The 18,561-nt window shown below is 37.2% G+C and carries 15 protein-coding genes, 1 pseudogene and 1 riboswitch; of the genes and pseudogenes, 15 read left to right on the plus strand and 1 reads right to left on the minus strand.

From position 1 onward, the window contains the following. Positions 1-179: 179 nt before the first annotated feature. A riboswitch (M-box (ykoK) riboswitch) is annotated at positions 180-349 on the minus strand. 255 nt (positions 350-604) lie between these two features. Next, positions 605-1,534, minus strand: coding sequence for a ribonuclease HIII (gene rnhC, locus A5819_RS16205; RefSeq protein ID WP_086281559.1), 930 nt, complete (start codon positions 1,532-1,534; stop codon positions 605-607). A 330-nt stretch (positions 1,535-1,864) separates the two neighbouring features. Between rnhC and rimP the strand changes: the two genes are divergently transcribed. From rimP to dnaK, 15 genes and pseudogenes are all read left to right on the plus strand, one after another. Continuing rightward, positions 1,865-2,338 carry a ribosome maturation factor RimP gene (gene rimP / locus A5819_RS16210; protein WP_086281557.1) on the plus strand — a complete coding sequence of 158 codons (474 nt, stop codon included), beginning with the start codon at positions 1,865-1,867 and terminating at the stop codon, positions 2,336-2,338. Between the two features lie 120 nt (positions 2,339-2,458). Beyond that, a complete protein-coding gene (gene nusA, locus A5819_RS16215; RefSeq protein WP_086281555.1) occupies positions 2,459-3,640 on the plus strand; it encodes a transcription termination factor NusA in 1,182 nt (393 codons plus the stop codon). 18 nt (positions 3,641-3,658) lie between these two features. Next, positions 3,659-3,955: an RNase P modulator RnpM gene (gene rnpM, locus A5819_RS16220; RefSeq protein ID WP_086281553.1), complete on the plus strand. Its 297-nt coding sequence runs from the start codon at positions 3,659-3,661 to the stop codon at positions 3,953-3,955. Then, positions 3,948-4,250 carry a YlxQ-related RNA-binding protein gene (locus tag A5819_RS16225; protein ID WP_086281550.1) on the plus strand — a complete coding sequence of 101 codons (303 nt, stop codon included), beginning with the start codon at positions 3,948-3,950 and terminating at the stop codon, positions 4,248-4,250. The genes rnpM and A5819_RS16225 overlap by 8 nt, the downstream gene beginning before the upstream one ends. Positions 4,251-4,262: 12 nt before the next feature. Then, positions 4,263-6,863: a translation initiation factor IF-2 gene (infB, locus tag A5819_RS16230; RefSeq protein WP_086281548.1), complete on the plus strand. Its 2,601-nt coding sequence runs from the start codon at positions 4,263-4,265 to the stop codon at positions 6,861-6,863. Between the two features lie 34 nt (positions 6,864-6,897). After that, positions 6,898-7,248: a 30S ribosome-binding factor RbfA gene (gene rbfA, locus A5819_RS16235; protein ID WP_025870867.1), complete on the plus strand. Its 351-nt coding sequence runs from the start codon at positions 6,898-6,900 to the stop codon at positions 7,246-7,248. 199 nt (positions 7,249-7,447) lie between these two features. Further along, on the plus strand, positions 7,448-8,719 hold the full coding sequence (locus A5819_RS16240; RefSeq protein ID WP_086281545.1) for a CAP domain-containing protein: 1,272 nt from the start codon (positions 7,448-7,450) through the stop codon (positions 8,717-8,719). 183 nt (positions 8,720-8,902) lie between these two features. Beyond that, positions 8,903-9,823 carry a tRNA pseudouridine(55) synthase TruB gene (gene truB / locus A5819_RS16245; RefSeq protein ID WP_086281543.1) on the plus strand — a complete coding sequence of 307 codons (921 nt, stop codon included), beginning with the start codon at positions 8,903-8,905 and terminating at the stop codon, positions 9,821-9,823. 17 nt (positions 9,824-9,840) lie between these two features. Next, complete coding sequence (gene ribF, locus A5819_RS16250) at positions 9,841-10,776, plus strand: riboflavin biosynthesis protein RibF (RefSeq protein WP_086281541.1); 936 nt, start codon at positions 9,841-9,843, stop codon at positions 10,774-10,776. A 189-nt stretch (positions 10,777-10,965) separates the two neighbouring features. Continuing rightward, a complete protein-coding gene (locus A5819_RS16255) occupies positions 10,966-11,163 on the plus strand; it encodes a hypothetical protein (RefSeq protein ID WP_086281537.1) in 198 nt (65 codons plus the stop codon). A gap of 406 nt (positions 11,164-11,569) precedes the next feature. Beyond that, positions 11,570-13,416 (plus strand): annotated as a pseudogene (gene mgtA / locus A5819_RS16260) (magnesium-translocating P-type ATPase); the annotation flags it as partial. Between the two features lie 223 nt (positions 13,417-13,639). Next, the gene (hemW, locus tag A5819_RS16265) at positions 13,640-14,800 is read left to right on the plus strand and encodes a radical SAM family heme chaperone HemW (RefSeq protein WP_086281534.1); all 1,161 of its coding nucleotides are present in this window, start codon (positions 13,640-13,642) and stop codon (positions 14,798-14,800) included. A 183-nt stretch (positions 14,801-14,983) separates the two neighbouring features. Continuing rightward, positions 14,984-16,027 (plus strand): heat-inducible transcriptional repressor HrcA, encoded by a 1,044-nt coding sequence (gene hrcA, locus A5819_RS16270; protein WP_086281519.1) that lies wholly within the window; start codon positions 14,984-14,986, stop codon positions 16,025-16,027. Between the two features lie 40 nt (positions 16,028-16,067). After that, positions 16,068-16,631: a nucleotide exchange factor GrpE gene (gene grpE / locus A5819_RS16275; protein WP_176271480.1), complete on the plus strand. Its 564-nt coding sequence runs from the start codon at positions 16,068-16,070 to the stop codon at positions 16,629-16,631. A 66-nt stretch (positions 16,632-16,697) separates the two neighbouring features. Next, positions 16,698-18,527, plus strand: coding sequence for a molecular chaperone DnaK (dnaK, locus tag A5819_RS16280; protein WP_086281515.1), 1,830 nt, complete (start codon positions 16,698-16,700; stop codon positions 18,525-18,527). Positions 18,528-18,561 lie beyond the last annotated feature (34 nt).

Genomic DNA, 18,561 nt, shown 5'->3' on the forward strand with positions numbered 1-18,561 from the left:
ATGAAGTGTCTTACTTACTTGATAAAGAAAAATAGAGTAGCTTGCTCGAATTTCCTTTATTCCAACCTAGTTTCACCCCCAAAACCTATAGAATACACTGTCACTATTTATCAAAACAAAAAAACTTCGCTTAAATAACTCAGCGAAGGGGGATTGATTTCAGCACAAATAGAGCTTTCTCATCATTCTCATCGTTGAGTTTTAGCACTATGAAACGTAAAAAGCAGAGCTTTTAGCTACTTTGTGAAAAGCCTTAATTCGACAATTCCTGTCCTACCCATTCCTGTCTTTCGACATTTTTGAGCAGTAGCCTGTGTTTTCATAGGAGCCTCACCTAACAAGTTATTTAGATCGCCTTAAATATAGTGAATATTTAAGGAGAAGTCAATTGGGTAAAGGTTAATTTTTTTATAAGTATAGAAGTAAAGAGCAACATGTATTTTGATTTGACGGGAATCTGGCTGTTCTTGTTTGCTTGATTGCTCGTTGCTATTTAATGACTAACTTTATATTTTCTTAATCTTAAAATGATAAATGACATAGCTACAACGTAAATAAGATAAAAACAACCCAAGATAGATTTCTAGTCTGTCTTGGGTTGTTTTTATCTTTTGGCAGCAATTTTTTTGGCTTTTTCTGTATTAGCAAAGTGAAGTTTTACATATTTACTTAATAATTCCATACCACCTTTAGCCAAAACGTTTGCGGCCACTTTATCCGAAGTTGCTCCAGCTCCTGATGGGATTTTCATGCCTAATTCTTTTGATTCTTTATCTAATTCCTCTAAAAACGCCGCACGACTGATGATCGAGGCCGCTGCTACCGCCACATGGTATTGTTCCCCTTTAGTGATAAAATAAAGCTTCTCACTGACTTGATTTTGTTCATTTCGTACATATTTTTTGTAGTTTGCTTCTGGCGTAAATTGATCGATCAAGATTGCTTCTGGTTTCGTCGGTGCAAGCTCATTTAAGAGTAAGTGGATTGCCTGATTATGCAAGGCAACTTTCATATGGACTGCATTGTATTTTGGTTGGATTTGATTGTATTTTTCTGGCTCTACGATCAGAAGTTTGTAAGGAATCAACTCTTTAATAACAGATGATAACTGAACGATTTGAGGATCAGTAAGCTCTTTTGAGTCTCTTACGCCAAGAGCTTTTAATTTTGTCACCATGGTTTTATCGACATAGGCCGCACAAACAGTGACCGGTCCAAAATAACTACCATTACCAACTTCATCACTCCCTAAAACAGAAAGCTGACTGAAATTTGCCGGAAGTGTACTGCTTTTTTTGGAAGGTGAAGCTGACTGTTTGCTTTGAGTAGGCTGCCCCCATTTAGCAGCTATTTTCTCAGCATCTGGACCTTGAAAGACAATTTTGCCAGAAGTATAGGCTGTAATCGTTGTGTTGCCAACTTTGGCAACAAAGTCAGAGTAAGGAACGTGTCGATTTAAACGATGTTTCTCGTAGAATGAGTTCATTTTTTTTATTGTATCTTTGGTTACTTTGATTACCTGAGTTTGGGACATAGTGGTGCTCCTTTCGAATCTTCTTATCTATAGTAAAGCAAAAGAATAAAAAAGTGAAGTAGGATTCTTTGGTGAAAAGTAAAAAATGTATCGAGATTAATCGCGTTTTAATAACGTATATTTGAGTTTCCCGAAGATCTATGGTAGAATACATTATAAGTAATGATACTAGTTTGAGTGAGCGGATTTCTGCTCACTCTTTTTAATGGAGTAACATAGGCGAGAAGTGTGATAAAAGGTTGCTATATGTCATTTCTGATTGTCTAGCTGCATGAATTAGGTTTTCTAAAAAACTAGTACGTTATATAAATCTCGAAGGAGGCGAAAATTTTGAGTAGTGTTGTGGAAACTGTTACCGAGTTAGTCACGCCGATCTTAGAAAAACAAAATTTTGAACTTGTAGAAGTAGAGTTTGTCAAGGAAGGAAGAGACTGGTTTCTCCGTGTCTTTATTGATAAAGAAGGCGGGATCGATATCTTAGACTGCGCACTTGTTAGTGAGCAACTAGACGAAAAACTTGACGCTATGGATCCTGATCCGATTCCGCAAGCATATTTTCTGGAAGTGTCCTCTCCGGGAGCTGAACGTCCGTTGAAGAAAGAAAGCGACTATGAAAAAGCAGTTGGAGAATTTATCCATGTTTCACTTTATCAAACAATTGATGGTGAAAAGCAATTTGAAGGTATCTTGAAAACCGTTGATAAAGATCAGTTGACCTTAACAGTCAAAATCAAAACAAGAGTCAAAGACTATACATTTGAACGAAAAAACATTGCAAAAGCTCGTTTAGCAATTCAGTTTTAATTAAGAAAAAATAAAGCAGAACTTTCCGGTTTTTGCCTATCAAAGGAAGCAAGGTCCAGCGTTCAAGTTGACCAGCTCCGTTTACCTTTCATTTAGACAGTAGGAGGAAATGATAAAAAAATGAGCAAAGAAATGTTAAATGCACTAGATGCATTAGAAGCTGAAAAAGGTATTTCTAAAGAGATCGTGATTGATGCATTGGAAGCAGCGTTAGTTTCCGCATATAAAAGACATTATGGACAAGCGCAAAATGTTGAAGTTGAATTTGACAGTAAAAAAGGCAACATCCATGTTTACGCCGTTAAAGAAGTAACGGAAGAAGTATTTGATTCACAATTAGAAGTATCATTGAAAGAAGCGATGGAAGTTAATAAAGCTTACGAAATGGGCGATAAGATCCGTTTTGAAGTAACACCAAAGGATTTTGGTCGGATTGCTGCACAAACAGCGAAACAAGTTATTTTACAACGCGTTCGTGAAGCGGAAAGAAACATTATCTACAATGAATTTAGTGCATATGAAAATGATATCATGCAAGGAATCGTTGAAAGACAAGACCGTCGCTATATTTATGTGAACTTAGGTAAAATTGAAGCTGTTTTATCAAAACAAGATCAAATGCCAAATGAATTTTATCAACCACATGATCGTATCAAAGTCTATGTTTCAAGAGTGGAAAATACGTCAAAAGGCCCGCAAGTCTTTGTTAGCCGTAGTCATCCAGATTTATTGAAGCGATTATTTGAACAAGAAATCCCAGAAGTGTATGATGGAATTGTAGAAATCGTCAGTATTGCACGTGAAGCCGGCGATCGTTCAAAAGTTTCCGTTCGTTCAACTGATCCGAATATCGATCCTGTTGGAACTTGTGTGGGACCAAAGGGACAGCGTGTTCAAGCAATTGTCAATGAATTAAAAGGCGAAAACATGGATATCGTTGAGTGGAGCGAAGACCCTGCAGTGTTCATCAGTAATGCATTGAATCCAGCACAAGTAGTAGATGTTATTTTTGATCAAACTAATAGTAAAGCTTGTACAGTTGTCGTTCCAGATTATCAGTTATCACTTGCTATCGGTAAAAGAGGGCAAAATGCTCGTTTAGCTGCTAAATTAACTGGCTTTAAAATCGATATCAAACCAGAATCTGAAATGGAAGAGTACTATGCACAACTTGCGGTAAATCAAGAAACTCCTGAAGAGGAAGCTCACGATGAAGCAATCGTGGCATCTGATATGACTACTGATGAATATGAAAACATTGCGTTTGAAGAAAAAACAGCAGAAGACGAAGAACAAGCTTAACCATTTGGAGGGAAGCAAATGAAAAAAAGAAAAATCCCGATGCGTAAATCTGTTGTTTCAGGTGAAATGAAACCCAAAAAAGAATTAGTTCGAATCACACGCTCTAAAGAAGGTGAAGTTGCGATTGATCCCACTGGGAAGATGCCAGGTCGTGGCGCTTACGTTTCACTTGAACCGAAAGAGGTTCAGCAAGCGTGGGACAAACACATTTTAGATCGTGTGCTAGAGACGACATTGACAGATGCGTTTTACCAAGAATTATTAGACTATGTTGAACATCAAAAAGCACGTAATGAGTTGTTCGGCAATGGATAAAGAGAAACTACTAAATTTATTAGGTTTGGCTATGAGAGCTGGGAAACTAGTGACTGGTGAAGAATTGACCATCGGTGATATCCGTAGCAACAAAGCAAAATTTGTTTTTGTTGCCGCTGATGCTAGTGATAATACAAGAAAAAAAATCAAGGACAAATGTTCTTATTACAATGTTCCTTGTGATGAATCATTTTTTCAAGCAGAGTTAAGTCATGCGATCGGTAAAACACGCATGGTGATTGGTATCAATGATTCCGGCTTTGCGAAGAAATTCAAGGAACTAATCAAAGGTTAGGAAGGTGATTGCATGGGGAAAAAAAGAATTTATGAATTAGCAAAAGAAATAAATCAATCGAGTAAAGATGTTGTCGAAAAAGCACATGCTTTAGGTATGGATGTGAAAAATCACATGGGCGCAATTTCTTCTGAGGACGAATCGAAACTTCGTAACTCATTTGGAGGAACTAAACCTGCCAATACGCAACCAAAACCTGCGGCAAAACCACAAGTAACACAAGGAAATCAGCCGCAAAAAAAACCAGCAAATCCAAAACCAGCTAACCAAAATGGACATAGACCAAACCAACCACAACAAGCAAATGGACAACAAAATCGTCCACAGCAAAATAATCAAAATCGTCCAGCGCAACAAGGACAACAAAATAATCAAAATCGCAACAACCAAAATCGTAACATGCAAGGAAGCAGCCAAAATATGACTCAAAACCGTTCAAATCAAGGGCAACAAAATCGCCCGCAACAAAACAACCAAAATCGTCCAACACAACAAGGACAACAAAATAATCAAAACCGTAACAATAACAATACACAAAATCGTCCGACTCAAGGGAACACGCAACATACAAACCAAAATCGTACGAACCAAAATACAACACAAAACCGTCCGGCACAAACTGGACAACAAAATCGTCCGCAACAAGGACAAAGCAACAGCAATGCTCAAGGAAACCAAAATCGTAATAATACCAACACTGGTAACCGCAACAATAGCTTCGGTGGAGGTGGCGGCCAAAATCGTAACCGTAATGGCTACAACAATCAAAACCGCAACCGATTCAACAAAAAAGGCAAAAAAGGCAAATACCAAGAATCCACAAAACCAGCAGTTCCAGCACGTAAATTCCGTGAATTGCCAGATGTATTAGAATATACGGAAGGAATGAATGTAGCGGATATCGCGAAGAAAATTCACCGTGAACCAGCTGAGATCATCAAGAAGCTATTCATGATGGGCGTAATGGTCAATCAAAATCAATCTTTAGACAAAGAAACAATTGAACTATTAGCAGTAGATTATGGTATGGAACCACAAGAAAAAGTTCAAGTTGATGTAGCTGATATCGATAAATTCTTCGAACCAGAAGCATTAGTTGAAGAAAATCTTGTAACACGCCCGCCTGTTGTAACCATCATGGGTCACGTTGACCACGGTAAAACAACATTGCTTGATACCTTACGTAATTCACGCGTAACTTCAGGTGAAGCTGGTGGTATCACACAACATATTGGTGCGTACCAAATCGATATCGATGGTAAACCAATTACTTTCTTAGATACACCAGGACATGCGGCGTTTACAAGCATGCGTGCTCGTGGAGCTGGTATCACAGATATTACGATCTTAGTCGTTGCAGCAGATGATGGTGTAATGCCACAAACAGTTGAAGCGATTAACCATGCGAAAGCGGCAGAAGTGCCTATTATCGTAGCGGTCAATAAAGTCGATAAACCAGGTGCTAATCCTGATCATGTGAAACAAGAATTAAGTGAACATGGCTTGATTCCAGAAGAATGGGGCGGAGATACGATCTTCGTGAATATTTCAGCAAAATTTAACCAAAATATCGATGAATTATTAGAAAATATTCTGTTGATTGCTGAAGTTGAAGATTTAAAAGCTGATCCAACGCAACGTGCAATTGGTACAGTGATCGAAGCTCGTTTAGATAAAGGCAAGGGACCTGTTGCAACGCTACTTGTTCAACAAGGTTCATTAAGAGTTGGAGACCCAATCGTTGTCGGTAATACTTTTGGACGAGTTCGTGTTATGACAAATGATATCGGCCGTCGTGATAAAGCGGTTGGACCTGCAACGCCAGTTGAAATCACTGGGTTGAATGATGTACCGCAAGCGGGTGATCGTTTTGTAGTTTTTGAAGATGAAAAAACAGCTCGTCAAGCAGGTGAAGAACGTGGCAAGCGTGCTCAACTTGAACAACGCTCATCAAATAATCGTGTAACATTAGACAACTTATTTGAAAGCCTAAAAGAAGGCGAATTAAAAGATGTTAATGTCATCATCAAAGCGGATGTACAAGGGACAGCTGAAGCATTAGCAGCTAGTTTACAAAAAATCGAAGTTGCTGGCGTTCGTGTGAAAATCGTTCACTCAGCCGTTGGTGCAATCAATGAAAGTGATGTCACACTTGCAGCAGCAAGTAATGCAATCATCATTGGCTTTAACGTTCGCCCAACACCGCAAGCGAAACAACAAGCGGATCAAGAAGAAGTGGATATTCGCCTACACCGCATCATCTACAAAGCGATCGAAGAAATCGAAACAGCAATGAAAGGGATGCTTGATCCTGAATTCAAGGAAAAAATTACTGGTCAAATGACTGTTCGTGAGCTTTACAAAGTCTCTAAAGTTGGGACAATTGCCGGTTGTTACGTAACGGAAGGCTCTATCCGTCGTGATAGTGGTGTTCGTGTGATTCGTGATGGAATCGTGATCTTTGAAGGGAAATTATCTAGCTTGAAACGTTTCAAAGACGATGCGAAAGAAGTGAAACTTGGCTTTGAATGTGGTGCAATGGTTGAAAACTTTAACGATCTTAAAGTGGATGATGTCATTGAAGGCTTTGTAATGGAAGAAATCAAACAATAAAAAACAATTAAAAATAGAGAGAAGGAGAAACAGTATGGCAAATTATCGTGACCGCCGAGTAGGTCAAGAAATCATGCGTGAAATCAATGATATATTGAGAAAACGTGTGAGAGACCCACGTGTGCAAGACATTACGATCACTGATGTTCGTGTAACAGGTGATCTACAGCAAGCGACGATCTATTACAGTTTGTTATCTGATCTAGCTTCTGATCATCAAAAAGCGCAACAAGGATTAGATAAAGCAAAAGGATTGATCCGCAAAGAATTAGGTCAACGTTTAACACTCTACAAAACGCCTGAGCTGATTTTTGAAAAAGATGAATCTGTGCAATATGGAAATCATATTGATGAATTGATTCGTAAATTGAATCAAGGCGAATAGAGAATCTTCCTACTAGAAAAGTCGAAAAAGCTAAATGAGCCCATTTAGCTTTTTCGGCTTTTTTGTAATAGAATTATTTTTTGTAACTATATTGAAAGAAATTGTAATACTTTTAGCGACCAAACAAATAGAATTTATGGTATCATTTTAAAAGTATAGATCTCATTAGAGACACTGTTGAAAAAATGGAGGGTTAATAGTGAAAAATAAAAAATTATCATTATTACTAGTTAGCATGATGACAGTTGCGGGAACCTTAGCACCAATTAGTTCATTAGCCGAAACAACTGATAAAAAAATAGAACAACAAGATAAAGAAATCTCAGCGTTAAAAGAAAAACAAAAAAGTGTGACGTCACAAATCACTGCATTAGAAGAGGAAATTTCTTCAATTTATGATGAAGGGATTTCATTGAGCAAAGAAAAAACAGCTTTAAAAAATGAATCAGAACAACTGAAAAAAGATATTGCTGCATTAGATGTCCGCATCAACAAACGAACAGAAGCCATTCAAAAACAAGGTAGAAACGTTCAAGTAAACGGACAAGGAACTCAAATTCTGGATATGATCTTAAATTCAGAATCAATTTCAGATGCTGTTGGCCGAGTTCAAGCGATTTCTTCCATTTTAACGGCGAATAATGACTTAGTAAAACAGCAAAAAGAAGATAAAAAACTTGTTGAAACGAAAAAAACGAATATCCAAACAAATTTAACTGCTATCGAAGAAGCAGCAAATCAGCTTGAACAAGAACAAGCAAATTTGGTTGCCAAACAAGCCGATTTAAATGTATTGAAAGCAGAGGTTGATTCTGAAACTTCCGGAGCTGAAAGTTCAAAAAATGCGTTGCTAAAACAACAGCAAGAAGCGTTAAAAGCTCAGCTTGCAAAGGAAACGAAAAAGAAAGAAGTTAAAAAGGTCGAGACCGCTAAAACGGAGGAAACCAAAACGGATACTTCAACTACAACAGAAAAAGCAACGGCTCCAAGTGAAACTGTAACAGAAACTCCGACTGCACCTTCTAATGCTGGTGAAACCAATGAATCAACTGGTAATACCAATGGGGGAAACAACTCAAACACTCAAGAAAGCACTGGTCCTGCAGAAAAGCCTGAGGAACCTGTATTACCACCAGTTACTTCTGGTGACGCCACGTTTCAAGCTCTAAACGCTTTACGGGCGGCTCATGGATTGAGTCCAGTTAGTTGGGATGCAGGACTTGCGGCCGCAGCTAGCAGCCGTGCTTCTATCATGCAAGATTTCCAAGTACCGTCAGATCACTGGAATAGAGGAGATGAAGTTATTGCGTTTATGTTTGCTCCAGGTAATTCAGTTATTATGGCTTGGTATAATGAGACGAACATGACCTCTCCATCTGGAACTGGGCACCGTGATTGGGAGCTTAATCCTGGTATGACACGTGTTGGATTTGGCTATGCTGGTGGCGTAATTGTCGGTCATTCTGCTTAACAATTCGATCGAATTGAGTTCATATTATATTGACATAGTCGCGTGAAGCAAAACAACGTAATTTGTTTTGCTTCACGTTTTTTTGTTGCTACGTACTAACTAATAAAACTGGTTTTGAAAAAATGAATTTTCTTTCTCTTCTATGCTATAATAAATAAGTTAATAATCTAATGGAGGAAAACAATGGACGGTATTTTACCTTTATGGAAAGAAGCGGGCATGACCAGTCATGACTGTGTTTTTAAACTAAGGAAAATTTTACATACAAAAAAAATTGGTCACGGCGGTACACTTGACCCAGATGTTTCTGGTGTTTTACCGATTTGTATCGGCAAAGGGACGAAAGTGATTGAATATATGGTTGATTCTGGCAAGACTTATGAAGGACAAATCACTCTTGGTTTTTCTACAACAACGGAAGATGCCAGTGGGGAAATAGTTGAGTGCGCTGCACTTACTAAAGCTTTCTCAAATGAAGAAATCGATGCTGCTATGCAAACGATGACAGGTGAGATCACGCAAATTCCACCGATGTTTTCAGCGGTCAAAGTCAACGGTAAACGTCTCTATGAGTATGCTAGAAATGGCGAGGAAGTCGAACGCCCAGTCAGAAAAGCAATGATTTATTCTTTTGAGCGAACAAGTGATCCTGAATTTGACGAAGCAAAAGGAACACAAAGCTGGCGCTTTAAAGTGGTCTGTGGTAAAGGGACTTATGTTCGGACGTTATCTGTAGATACAGGGCTTGTTTTAGGTGTTCCAGCACATATGTCAGATTTAACGCGCACAGCAAGCGGTGGCTTGACTGCTGAGCAAAGCTTGACGTTAGCCCAAGTGGCAGAAATAATGGAGAAAAATGCAATTACTGAAACCCTATTGCCAATTGAAACAGCAATTGAACGTTTCCAACGAATCGATTTATCTGCTGAACTTTATCAGAAAGTTAAAAATGGGGTTCGTTTAACTCCAACTGAATTATCTCTAAATGAAATGCCAAAAGATTTAGTCGCGCTATTTTATCAAGATCAAGTTGTGAGTTTATACATGGCGCAGCCAACAAAACAAAATATATTAAAACCTAGCAAGGTACTAAGAAATAATTAATAGAAAGAAGTTTTATCATGCAAATCATTCCAATCCGACATCCATATACCGCAGACCAAATTCCGACAGATGAAGTTGTTATGGTCTTAGGTTTTTTTGACGGAGTTCATCGTGGACATCAAAAAGTAATTGAAACAGGCAAAAAATTAGCACAAGAAAAAGGCTTAAAGTTAGCTGTAATGACGTTTAACCAACATCCGTCTATCGTTTTCCAAAAAGTTCTACCTGAAAATATGAAATATTTAAATAGTCTAGAACAAAAAGAACGATTGATGGAAAAGCAAGGAGTAGATATTCTATATGTGATCGAATTTACATCAGCATTTGCTCATTTAGCACCGCAAGAATTTGTGGATCAATATATTGTTGGTTTACATGCAAAAGTTGCCGTTTCTGGCTTTGATTATACTTATGGACCAAAAGATATCGCAGATGTTGCTCATTTGCCAGGATATGCTAAAAGCCGCTTTGAAATTGCTACTGTAAGTAAAGAAGAGCTAGATGGTGAAAAAATCAGTTCAACACTAATTCGAGATTTAATGGAACAAGGTAAAATGGAAGAAGTCACTGAATTATTAGGCTATGTATATGAAACTGACGGAACAGTGGTTCATGGGGATGCTAGAGGTCGTTTGTTAGGATTTCCAACTGCTAACATCAAAGTCAAAAGCACTGTGCGTTTACCTAGAATTGGTGTGTATGCCGTGAAGATTCAAATTGGTGAGAGCTGGCATATTGGCATGGGGTCGATCGGACATAATGATACGTTTGGCGATGGTCGCGATCTTACAGTAGAGGTGTATATCTTAAATTTCCATCAAGATATTTATGGTGAGCAAGTCACTGTTCGCTGGAATCATTATTTACGTGATCAAGTTAAATTTGATGGAGCTGAGAGTTTGATTGTACAGCTTAAACAAGATGAACAAGATACAGCTGACTACTTTATATAAAAGAGTTTAGTCTAGATTTTAACAATAAGCTAAATAGGCAGCGTAACTTTTATAGGCTGTTTATTTAGCTTTTTTTGTAAAAAAAGAATAGTGTCATAACGATTTTAGGATGGTTCATTTATTCTATTCTGTCATAATTGAGAACAAGTAAAAATTAATTGCTTACGAACTTTTAGGAGGATAAAGTCTATGAAAAAAATTATTTTAGGAGCAACAGTTGTGCTTTGTTCACTAGTTTTAGTAGGATGCAGAAAAAATTTGGAGAAAAAAGATCATCATGAAACGTCATCCTCTCAAGTGGAGAAAAGTAGTCGTTCTTTAGAATCAAGTAAGAAGCAAGGAGATGAAAAAACGTCGAAATCAACTACAAAAAAGAACAAGGGATAAATAAGTAACGGACGATTCATTCAATTGTTTATAATGTTTGAAGGAAATGTTAAAACAACTATTTTGATAAATCCTTCTGTATCAAGCTGTTTATGTGATGATCTTATAAGTGAAAACAGGAAAAATTGAGACAAAAGCCAGCATTCACCAAAAGTTTTGTTTTACTTTTGATGAATGCTGGCTGATTTAGTAGGAAGCCGTTTTGATTTCATGTAGCAAAGCGAACAGTCGAATTTTAGCCGCCTAAAGCGTCATAAGAATCACTAAAATGATGGATCAGCAAAAGAAGATAGGACTTGCTTCAAGTGGAGGCCCATATACTTATTTTTTAGATAGTAAATGGACATTACTCTGGTCGGCAGTTTTTTATGATTGATTGCAGTAATATTTAACGCATTAAAGTGGCGTTCTAAGTACTGCAGTCTTTTTAATCAATGGCATCACAAAAGGTAATTGGAGTGAGGCCTTAATGTTTGCAATTGCAACAGCGGTTGGTCTTACACCGGAAATGTTGCCAATGATTGTTACGACCAATTTAGTTAAAGGCTCTAGAGACATGGCAAAAGAAGGCACGATCATGAAAAATATCAATGCTATTCAAAACTTTGGCGCCATGGATATTTTATGTACAGATAAAACGGGTACACTAACACAAGATAAAGTGATTTTAGAATATCATTACAATACTTCATGTCAAGAAGATCGAGAAGTCTTACATTCAGCATTTTTAAATAGCTACTTTTAAACAGGCCTGCGCAATCTAATTGATAAAGCAATTATTGAAGCAACGTCAAAAGAGTTATCTATTGATGAAGAAGACTACTTTAAAATTGATGAAATTCCATTTGATTTTAATCGTAGAAGAATGAGTGTGGTGGTAAAAAATAGAAGATCCAATCAAAGTTTTTTGATTACCAAAGGAGCAGTGGAAGAAATGCTGAAAGCTTGTTCTCATATCAACCAACATGGTGAGATTGTTTCAATCACGCCCCAAATAAAGAAGCAAGTATTAAAAACAGTAAACGAATTAAATGAAGATGGATTGCGTGTATTAGCGATTGCCGATAAAAAGGTCAATAATCAATTAGATGACTATTCAGTTGAAGATGAAAAAGAATTGATCTTACAAGGGTATTTAGCATTTTTAGACCCTCCTAAAGAAACGGCAGCAGCTATTAAAGTGCTAGAAAATAATGGTGTTTCTGTGAAAATCTTAACAGGTGATAATAAGTTAGTTACCCGTTCAGTCTGTAAAGAGGTTGGTCTTGGTTCAGAAAAAATGATCAATGGTTCAGCTCTTGCAAAGCTATCTGAAACGGAGTTAGAAGAAACGGTGAATGAATACAACATTTTCACAAAAGTAACACCTGATCAAAAAACAAAAATAGTGAAAGCTTTGAAAAAAAATGAACAAACAGTTGGTTTTATGGGGGATGGAAACAACGATGCAAGAGCGATGAAGGTGTCAGATATTGGAATCTCTGTCGATACAGCAGTTGATATTGCAAAAGAATCTGCAGATGTTATTTTATTGCAGAAAGACTTGATGGTTTTAGAGAAAGGAATAATTTCCGGTCGCAGAGTTTTTAGCAATACAATGAAGTATGTCAAAATGACTGTAAGTTCAAATTTCGGTAATGTATTTTCAGTTATTCCAGCAAGTATCTTTTTACTATTTTTACCTGTTGCACCGATTCAATCACTCTTTTTGAATTTGATTTATGATACACATCTTGTATGCCTGTTCCTTGGGATAATGCAGATGCAGGGTATGTAGAAAAACCAAAAAAATGGGAAGCTAAATCGATTGGTTCATTCATGAGATGGTTTGGACCAACGAGTTCGATTTTTGATATTGTGACCTATTTATTTATGTACTTTATTATTTGTCCAGCAATTTTGGGCGGAGGCTTTTTCTCATTAACAACGGATGAACAATTACTATTTATAGCTATTTTCCATGCCGGTTGGTTTATTGAATCATTATGGTCATAAATTTTGGTGCTCCATATCTTAAGAACACCGAAAATTCCATTTCTTCAAAGTAAGGCGTCTGGCATTTTAACGTTAGTTACGTCAATTGGGATTTTGGTTGGGACTGTTTTACCTTTCACGCGTCTTGGAGCGAGTATTGGATTTGCACCATTACCTGGAAATTACTTCTTTTATTTGATTCCAACGATCATTGCCTATTTACTTTTAGTAACAGTGATAAAAAAAATTTATATGAGAAAATATCAAGAGTTGCTATAGAAAAAAGCACGGCAGCGTTATGATATGTAATGGCATTTTGACCTTTATGGAGGAGGCAAGGTGTCATTTTTAATTTGTATCCAAGAATAGTAATAGTTGAGTAAGAGAATAAGAATTTATTGAATCAAATTAGAACATTTTATGATGGGATATGTTAAGATAAGAGACGTCTTCTATAAATAATCTTTAAGATAGAAGGCTTTTAAATTGGAGGAATAGGAAATTGAAAAACGATAATACAAAAATTTCAGCTTACATACATATCCCGTTTTGTGAACATATCTGTTTTTATTGCGACTTTAATAAAGTGTTTTTAGAGGGGCAACCAGTCGATGAATATATTCAAAGTCTTTTGAAAGAGATTCGCTTGACCAAAGAGCAATATCCGAGTAAAACGACCGAAACAATTTACATAGGTGGTGGAACCCCAACTTCTTTATCGGCAAAACAACTGGATGTATTGTTAAAAGGTGTCCGTGAGTTACTACCAATTGATGCTAAAAATGAATTTACAATAGAAGCAAATCCAGGTGATTTAACGCAAGAAAAGCTACAAGTGATGAAAGAATATGGTGTAAATCGCTTATCAATGGGGGTTCAAACATTCGATAATCAATTGTTGAAGAAAATTGGACGCAAACATACAGCAGAAGATGTTTATGAAACAATGAAATTTTTAGAAAAAGAAGATTTCCTAAATGTCAGTATCGATTTGATTTATGCGTTGCCTGGTCAAACACTAGAAGGATTTAGAGATACCTTGAAACGAGCGATCGAGCTTGATTTACCACATTACTCGTTATACTCTTTGATTTTGGAGAATAAGACGATGTTTATGAACTGGGTGCGTCAAGGACGTTTACAGTTGCCAGATCAAGATGTGGAAGCGCAAATGTTTGAAGAGACGATTACTGCAATGGAGAAAGCAGGACGGCATCAATATGAAGTGAGTAATTTTGCTTTAAAGGGACAAGAAAGTCAGCATAACTTAGTTTACTGGAACAATGATCATTATTATGGATTTGGTGCTGGAGCTAGTGGCTATTTAGGTCACACTCGATATAAAAATCATGGACCGATCCAGCATTATTTAAAACCATTACGTAAAAATCAATTACCAACTTTGGAAACTGAAGTGTTGACCTTGAATAATCAAATGGAAGAAGAATTATTCTTAGGACTACGAAAAAAAATGGGCGTTTCAAAGACAAGATTTCAGGAGAAGTTTGGGTTGACCTTGAATCAGGTCTACCAAGAAACGATTCCTGATTTAATTCAAAAAGGATTGCTACTAGAGGATAAAGAGTATATCCAATTAACTGAACAAGGACTTTTTGTAGGAAATGACGTGTTTGAAGCTTTTCTAATCGATAAGGAAAAGTGATCATAACGGGAACGAAAGTAGAGATGTATAAACTCTATTTTCGTTCTTTTTTATTGATTTAGCACTCGATGATAAAGAGTGCTAAAAAAGTGTGTTTTTCTCTTGACAATTTTAGCAGAACTTGCTATATTAATAATTGTATTAGCACTTGAATAACATGAGTGCTAATGAAGGGTGGTAACTATGATAACAGAAAGACAAAAGAATATTTTGCGACTTATCATCCAAGAATACACCAACACAGGAACACCTGTAGGATCAAAGAAGCTGATGGAAGAAGGAATCAAGTCAAGCTCCGCAACAATCCGTAACGATATGAAGGCTCTGGAAGAGCATGGGTTGCTGTTAAAAACTCATTCATCTTCAGGGAGAATTCCATCAATGGATGGTTATCGCTATTATGTGGATCATTTACTAAATCCAACGGAAGTTCAGCATGATGAATTGGAAACCATTCGTCACTCCTTTGGAAAAGAGTTTCACGAGATCAATGATATCATTGAACAATCGGCGGAGATCCTTTCCAATTTGACGAGCTATACGGCGTTTTCTTTAGGTCCTGAGGTAAAAGAACGAAGACTAACAGGTTTTCGGATCGTTCCTTTAAATGACCGACAAATCATAGCGGTCATTGTGACAGATAAAGGAAATGTCGAAAGCCAAGTATTCGCAATTCCAGCGTCTGTTTCCAGCCAAGATCTAGAAAAAATGACGCAAATCATCAATGACAAGTTGGTGGGGCAACCATTATTAACGGTTTATCATCGCCTGCGAACTGAGATTCCGATGATTTTACATCGTTATTTTCAAACACCTGACGGTATGATGAGTTTATTCGATGCTATGTTAGGTCATGCATTTGAAGAAAAAGTCTTCGTCAGCGGTCGTATGAATGTGTTAGATTTTGGTATAAAACAAGATATGGATCAATTGAAATCCGTTTATTCATTTATGCAAAATACAGATGCTATCACGCATTTATTAACGAATGAAGACGAAAATAACTCGTCGATCGCTATTCGAATCGGCTCAGAAATCGGCAATGACTTGTTAGCGAATATGAGTATGATCACCGCTACTTATGAAGTAGCAGGTCACGGTAAAGGAACGATCGCATTGCTAGGTCCAACAAGCATGCCATATTCTAAAATGTTTGGTTTAGTGGATGTATTCCGCGATGAACTAGCTTCAAAACTTGGAGCCTATTATCGTTTTCTTGACGAATAGACACTAAGTGAAAATATAGAATTCTACCAATTCTACGGAAATGAGAAGGGAAGTTGCCAGAGTGAGTAATAAAGAAGAAACAAATGAAGAAATTCAAGAAGAACATACGGAAGCAATTGATGATTCTGGAGTTTCTGAAACAGAAGCTGAGATGACAGAATTAGAAACGGCTCAAGCTGACTTATCAGAAATGGAAGACAAGTTTTTAAGAGCACGTGCTGAGATTGCCAATATGAGCAATCGTTTCAAAAACGAGCGTGAATTGCTCGTTCGTTATCGATCACAAGATTTAGGTAAAAAATTATTGCCCTCGCTTGATAATCTAGAGCGTGCGATGGCAATCGGAGTCGATGATGAGCAAGGCGCAAGCTTGAAAAAAGGCATTTCAATGGTTCTTGAAAGCTTACAAGCTGCTTTGAAAGAAGAAGGAATCGAAGAAATCCCAACGATGGGTGAAGTCTTTGACCCTAATTTACATCAAGCAGTTCAAACGATTCCAGCAAGTGATGAAACACCTGCGGACACAATCGTTGAAGTCTTACAAAAAGGCTATAAGTTACATGATCGTGTTTTACGAGCAAGCATGGTTATCGTTGCTCAATAGCAACATAAAACAATGCTTGTATACTATAAATTAAAAAATTAAATTGAAGATAGGAGATCATTAATTATGAGTAAAATTATTGGTATTGACTTAGGAACAACAAACTCTGCAGTTGCAGTATTAGAAGGCGGAGAAGCAAAAATCATTGCAAATCCAGAAGGAAACCGTACAACTCCTTCAGTAGTGTCATTTAAAAATGGCGAAATTCAAGTCGGTGAAGTGGCAAAACGTCAAGCAGTGACAAACCCACACACGATTTCTTCAATTAAACGTCATATGGGTGAAGCAGGCTTCAAAGTAGAAGTAGATGGAAAATCATATACACCACAAGAAATTTCTGCAATGATCTTACAATATCTAAAAGGTTTCGCAGAAGAATATTTAGGTGAAAAAGTGGATAAAGCTGTTATTACAGTTCCAGCTTACTTCAACGATGCACAACGTCAAGCAACAAAAGACGCTGGTAAAATCGCTGGTTTAGAAGTTGAACGTATCGTTAACGAACCAACAGCTGCAGCTTTAGCTTATGGTTTAGATAAAACAGATAAAGATGAAAAAGTATTAGTATTTGACCTTGGTGGTGGTACATTTGACGTATCGATCCTTGAATTAGGCGATGGCGTATTCGACGTATTATCAACTGCTGGTGACAATGAACTAGGTGGAGATGACTTTGATAACAAAATCATCGACTACATGGTAGCAGAATTCAAAAAAGAAAACGGTGTTGATTTATCTAAAGATAAAATGGCTGTACAACGTTTGAAAGATGCTGCTGAAAAAGCGAAAAAAGATTTATCAGGTGTTACTTCAACACAAATCAGCTTACCATTTATCACGGCAGGAGACGCTGGTCCATTACACTTAGAAATGAACTTAACTCGTGCGAAATTTGACGAATTAACAAGTGACTTAGTAGAACGTACGAAAACACCTGTACGTCAAGCCTTGAAAGATGCTGGTTTGAACCCATCTGAAATCGATGAAGTAATCTTGGTTGGTGGATCTACACGTATTCCAGCTGTTGTAGAAGCTGTACGTAAAGAAACGAACAAAGAACCAAATAAATCAGTTAACCCAGATGAAGTCGTTGCAATGGGTGCTGCAATTCAAGGTGGCGTTATCACTGGTGATGTGAAAGATGTCGTGTTATTAGACGTAACACCATTATCATTAGGTATCGAAACAATGGGTGGCGTATTTACTAAATTGATCGATCGTAATACAACGATCCCAACAAGTAAATCACAAGTATTCTCAACTGCCGCTGATAACCAACCAGCCGTAGATATTCACGTATTACAAGGTGAACGTCCAATGTCAGCAGATAACAAAACATTAGGTCGTTTCCAATTAACAGATATTCCAGCTGCTCCTCGTGGTGTACCACAAATCGAAGTAAGTTTTGATATCGATAAAAATGGTATCGTAAATGTGCGTGCGAAAGATTTAGGTACTCAAAAAGAACAAACAATCACAATCAAATCTTCATCAGGTTTATCAGATGATGAAATCGAACGTATGGTGAAAGATGCTGAATCTAATGCTGAAGCAGATAAAGCACGTAAAGAAGAAGTTGACTTACGTAACGATGTGGATGCTTTGTTATTCACTGTTGATAAAACATTGAAAGAATTAGAAGGCAAAGTAGATGCTGATGAAGTGAAAAAAGCAGAAGATGCTCGTGATGAATTAAAATCAGCTGTTGAAGCGAATGACATCGAACAAATGAAAGAAAAACGTGATTCATTAAACGAAATCGTTCAAAGCTTAACAGTAAAACTTTATGAACAAGCAGCGCAACAACAAGCGCAAGAAAACCCTGAAGCTGCACAAGGTGGAGCAGATGATGTTGTAGATGCTGACTTTGAAGAAGTAGAAGGCGACGATAAATAATCGTTAACAAGCTGGCAAAGACCAAAGTCATCGC

This window comes from Enterococcus sp. 7E2_DIV0204, from assembly GCF_002140855.1.
GTDB lineage: Bacteria > Bacillota > Bacilli > Lactobacillales > Enterococcaceae > Enterococcus_L > Enterococcus_L lemimoniae.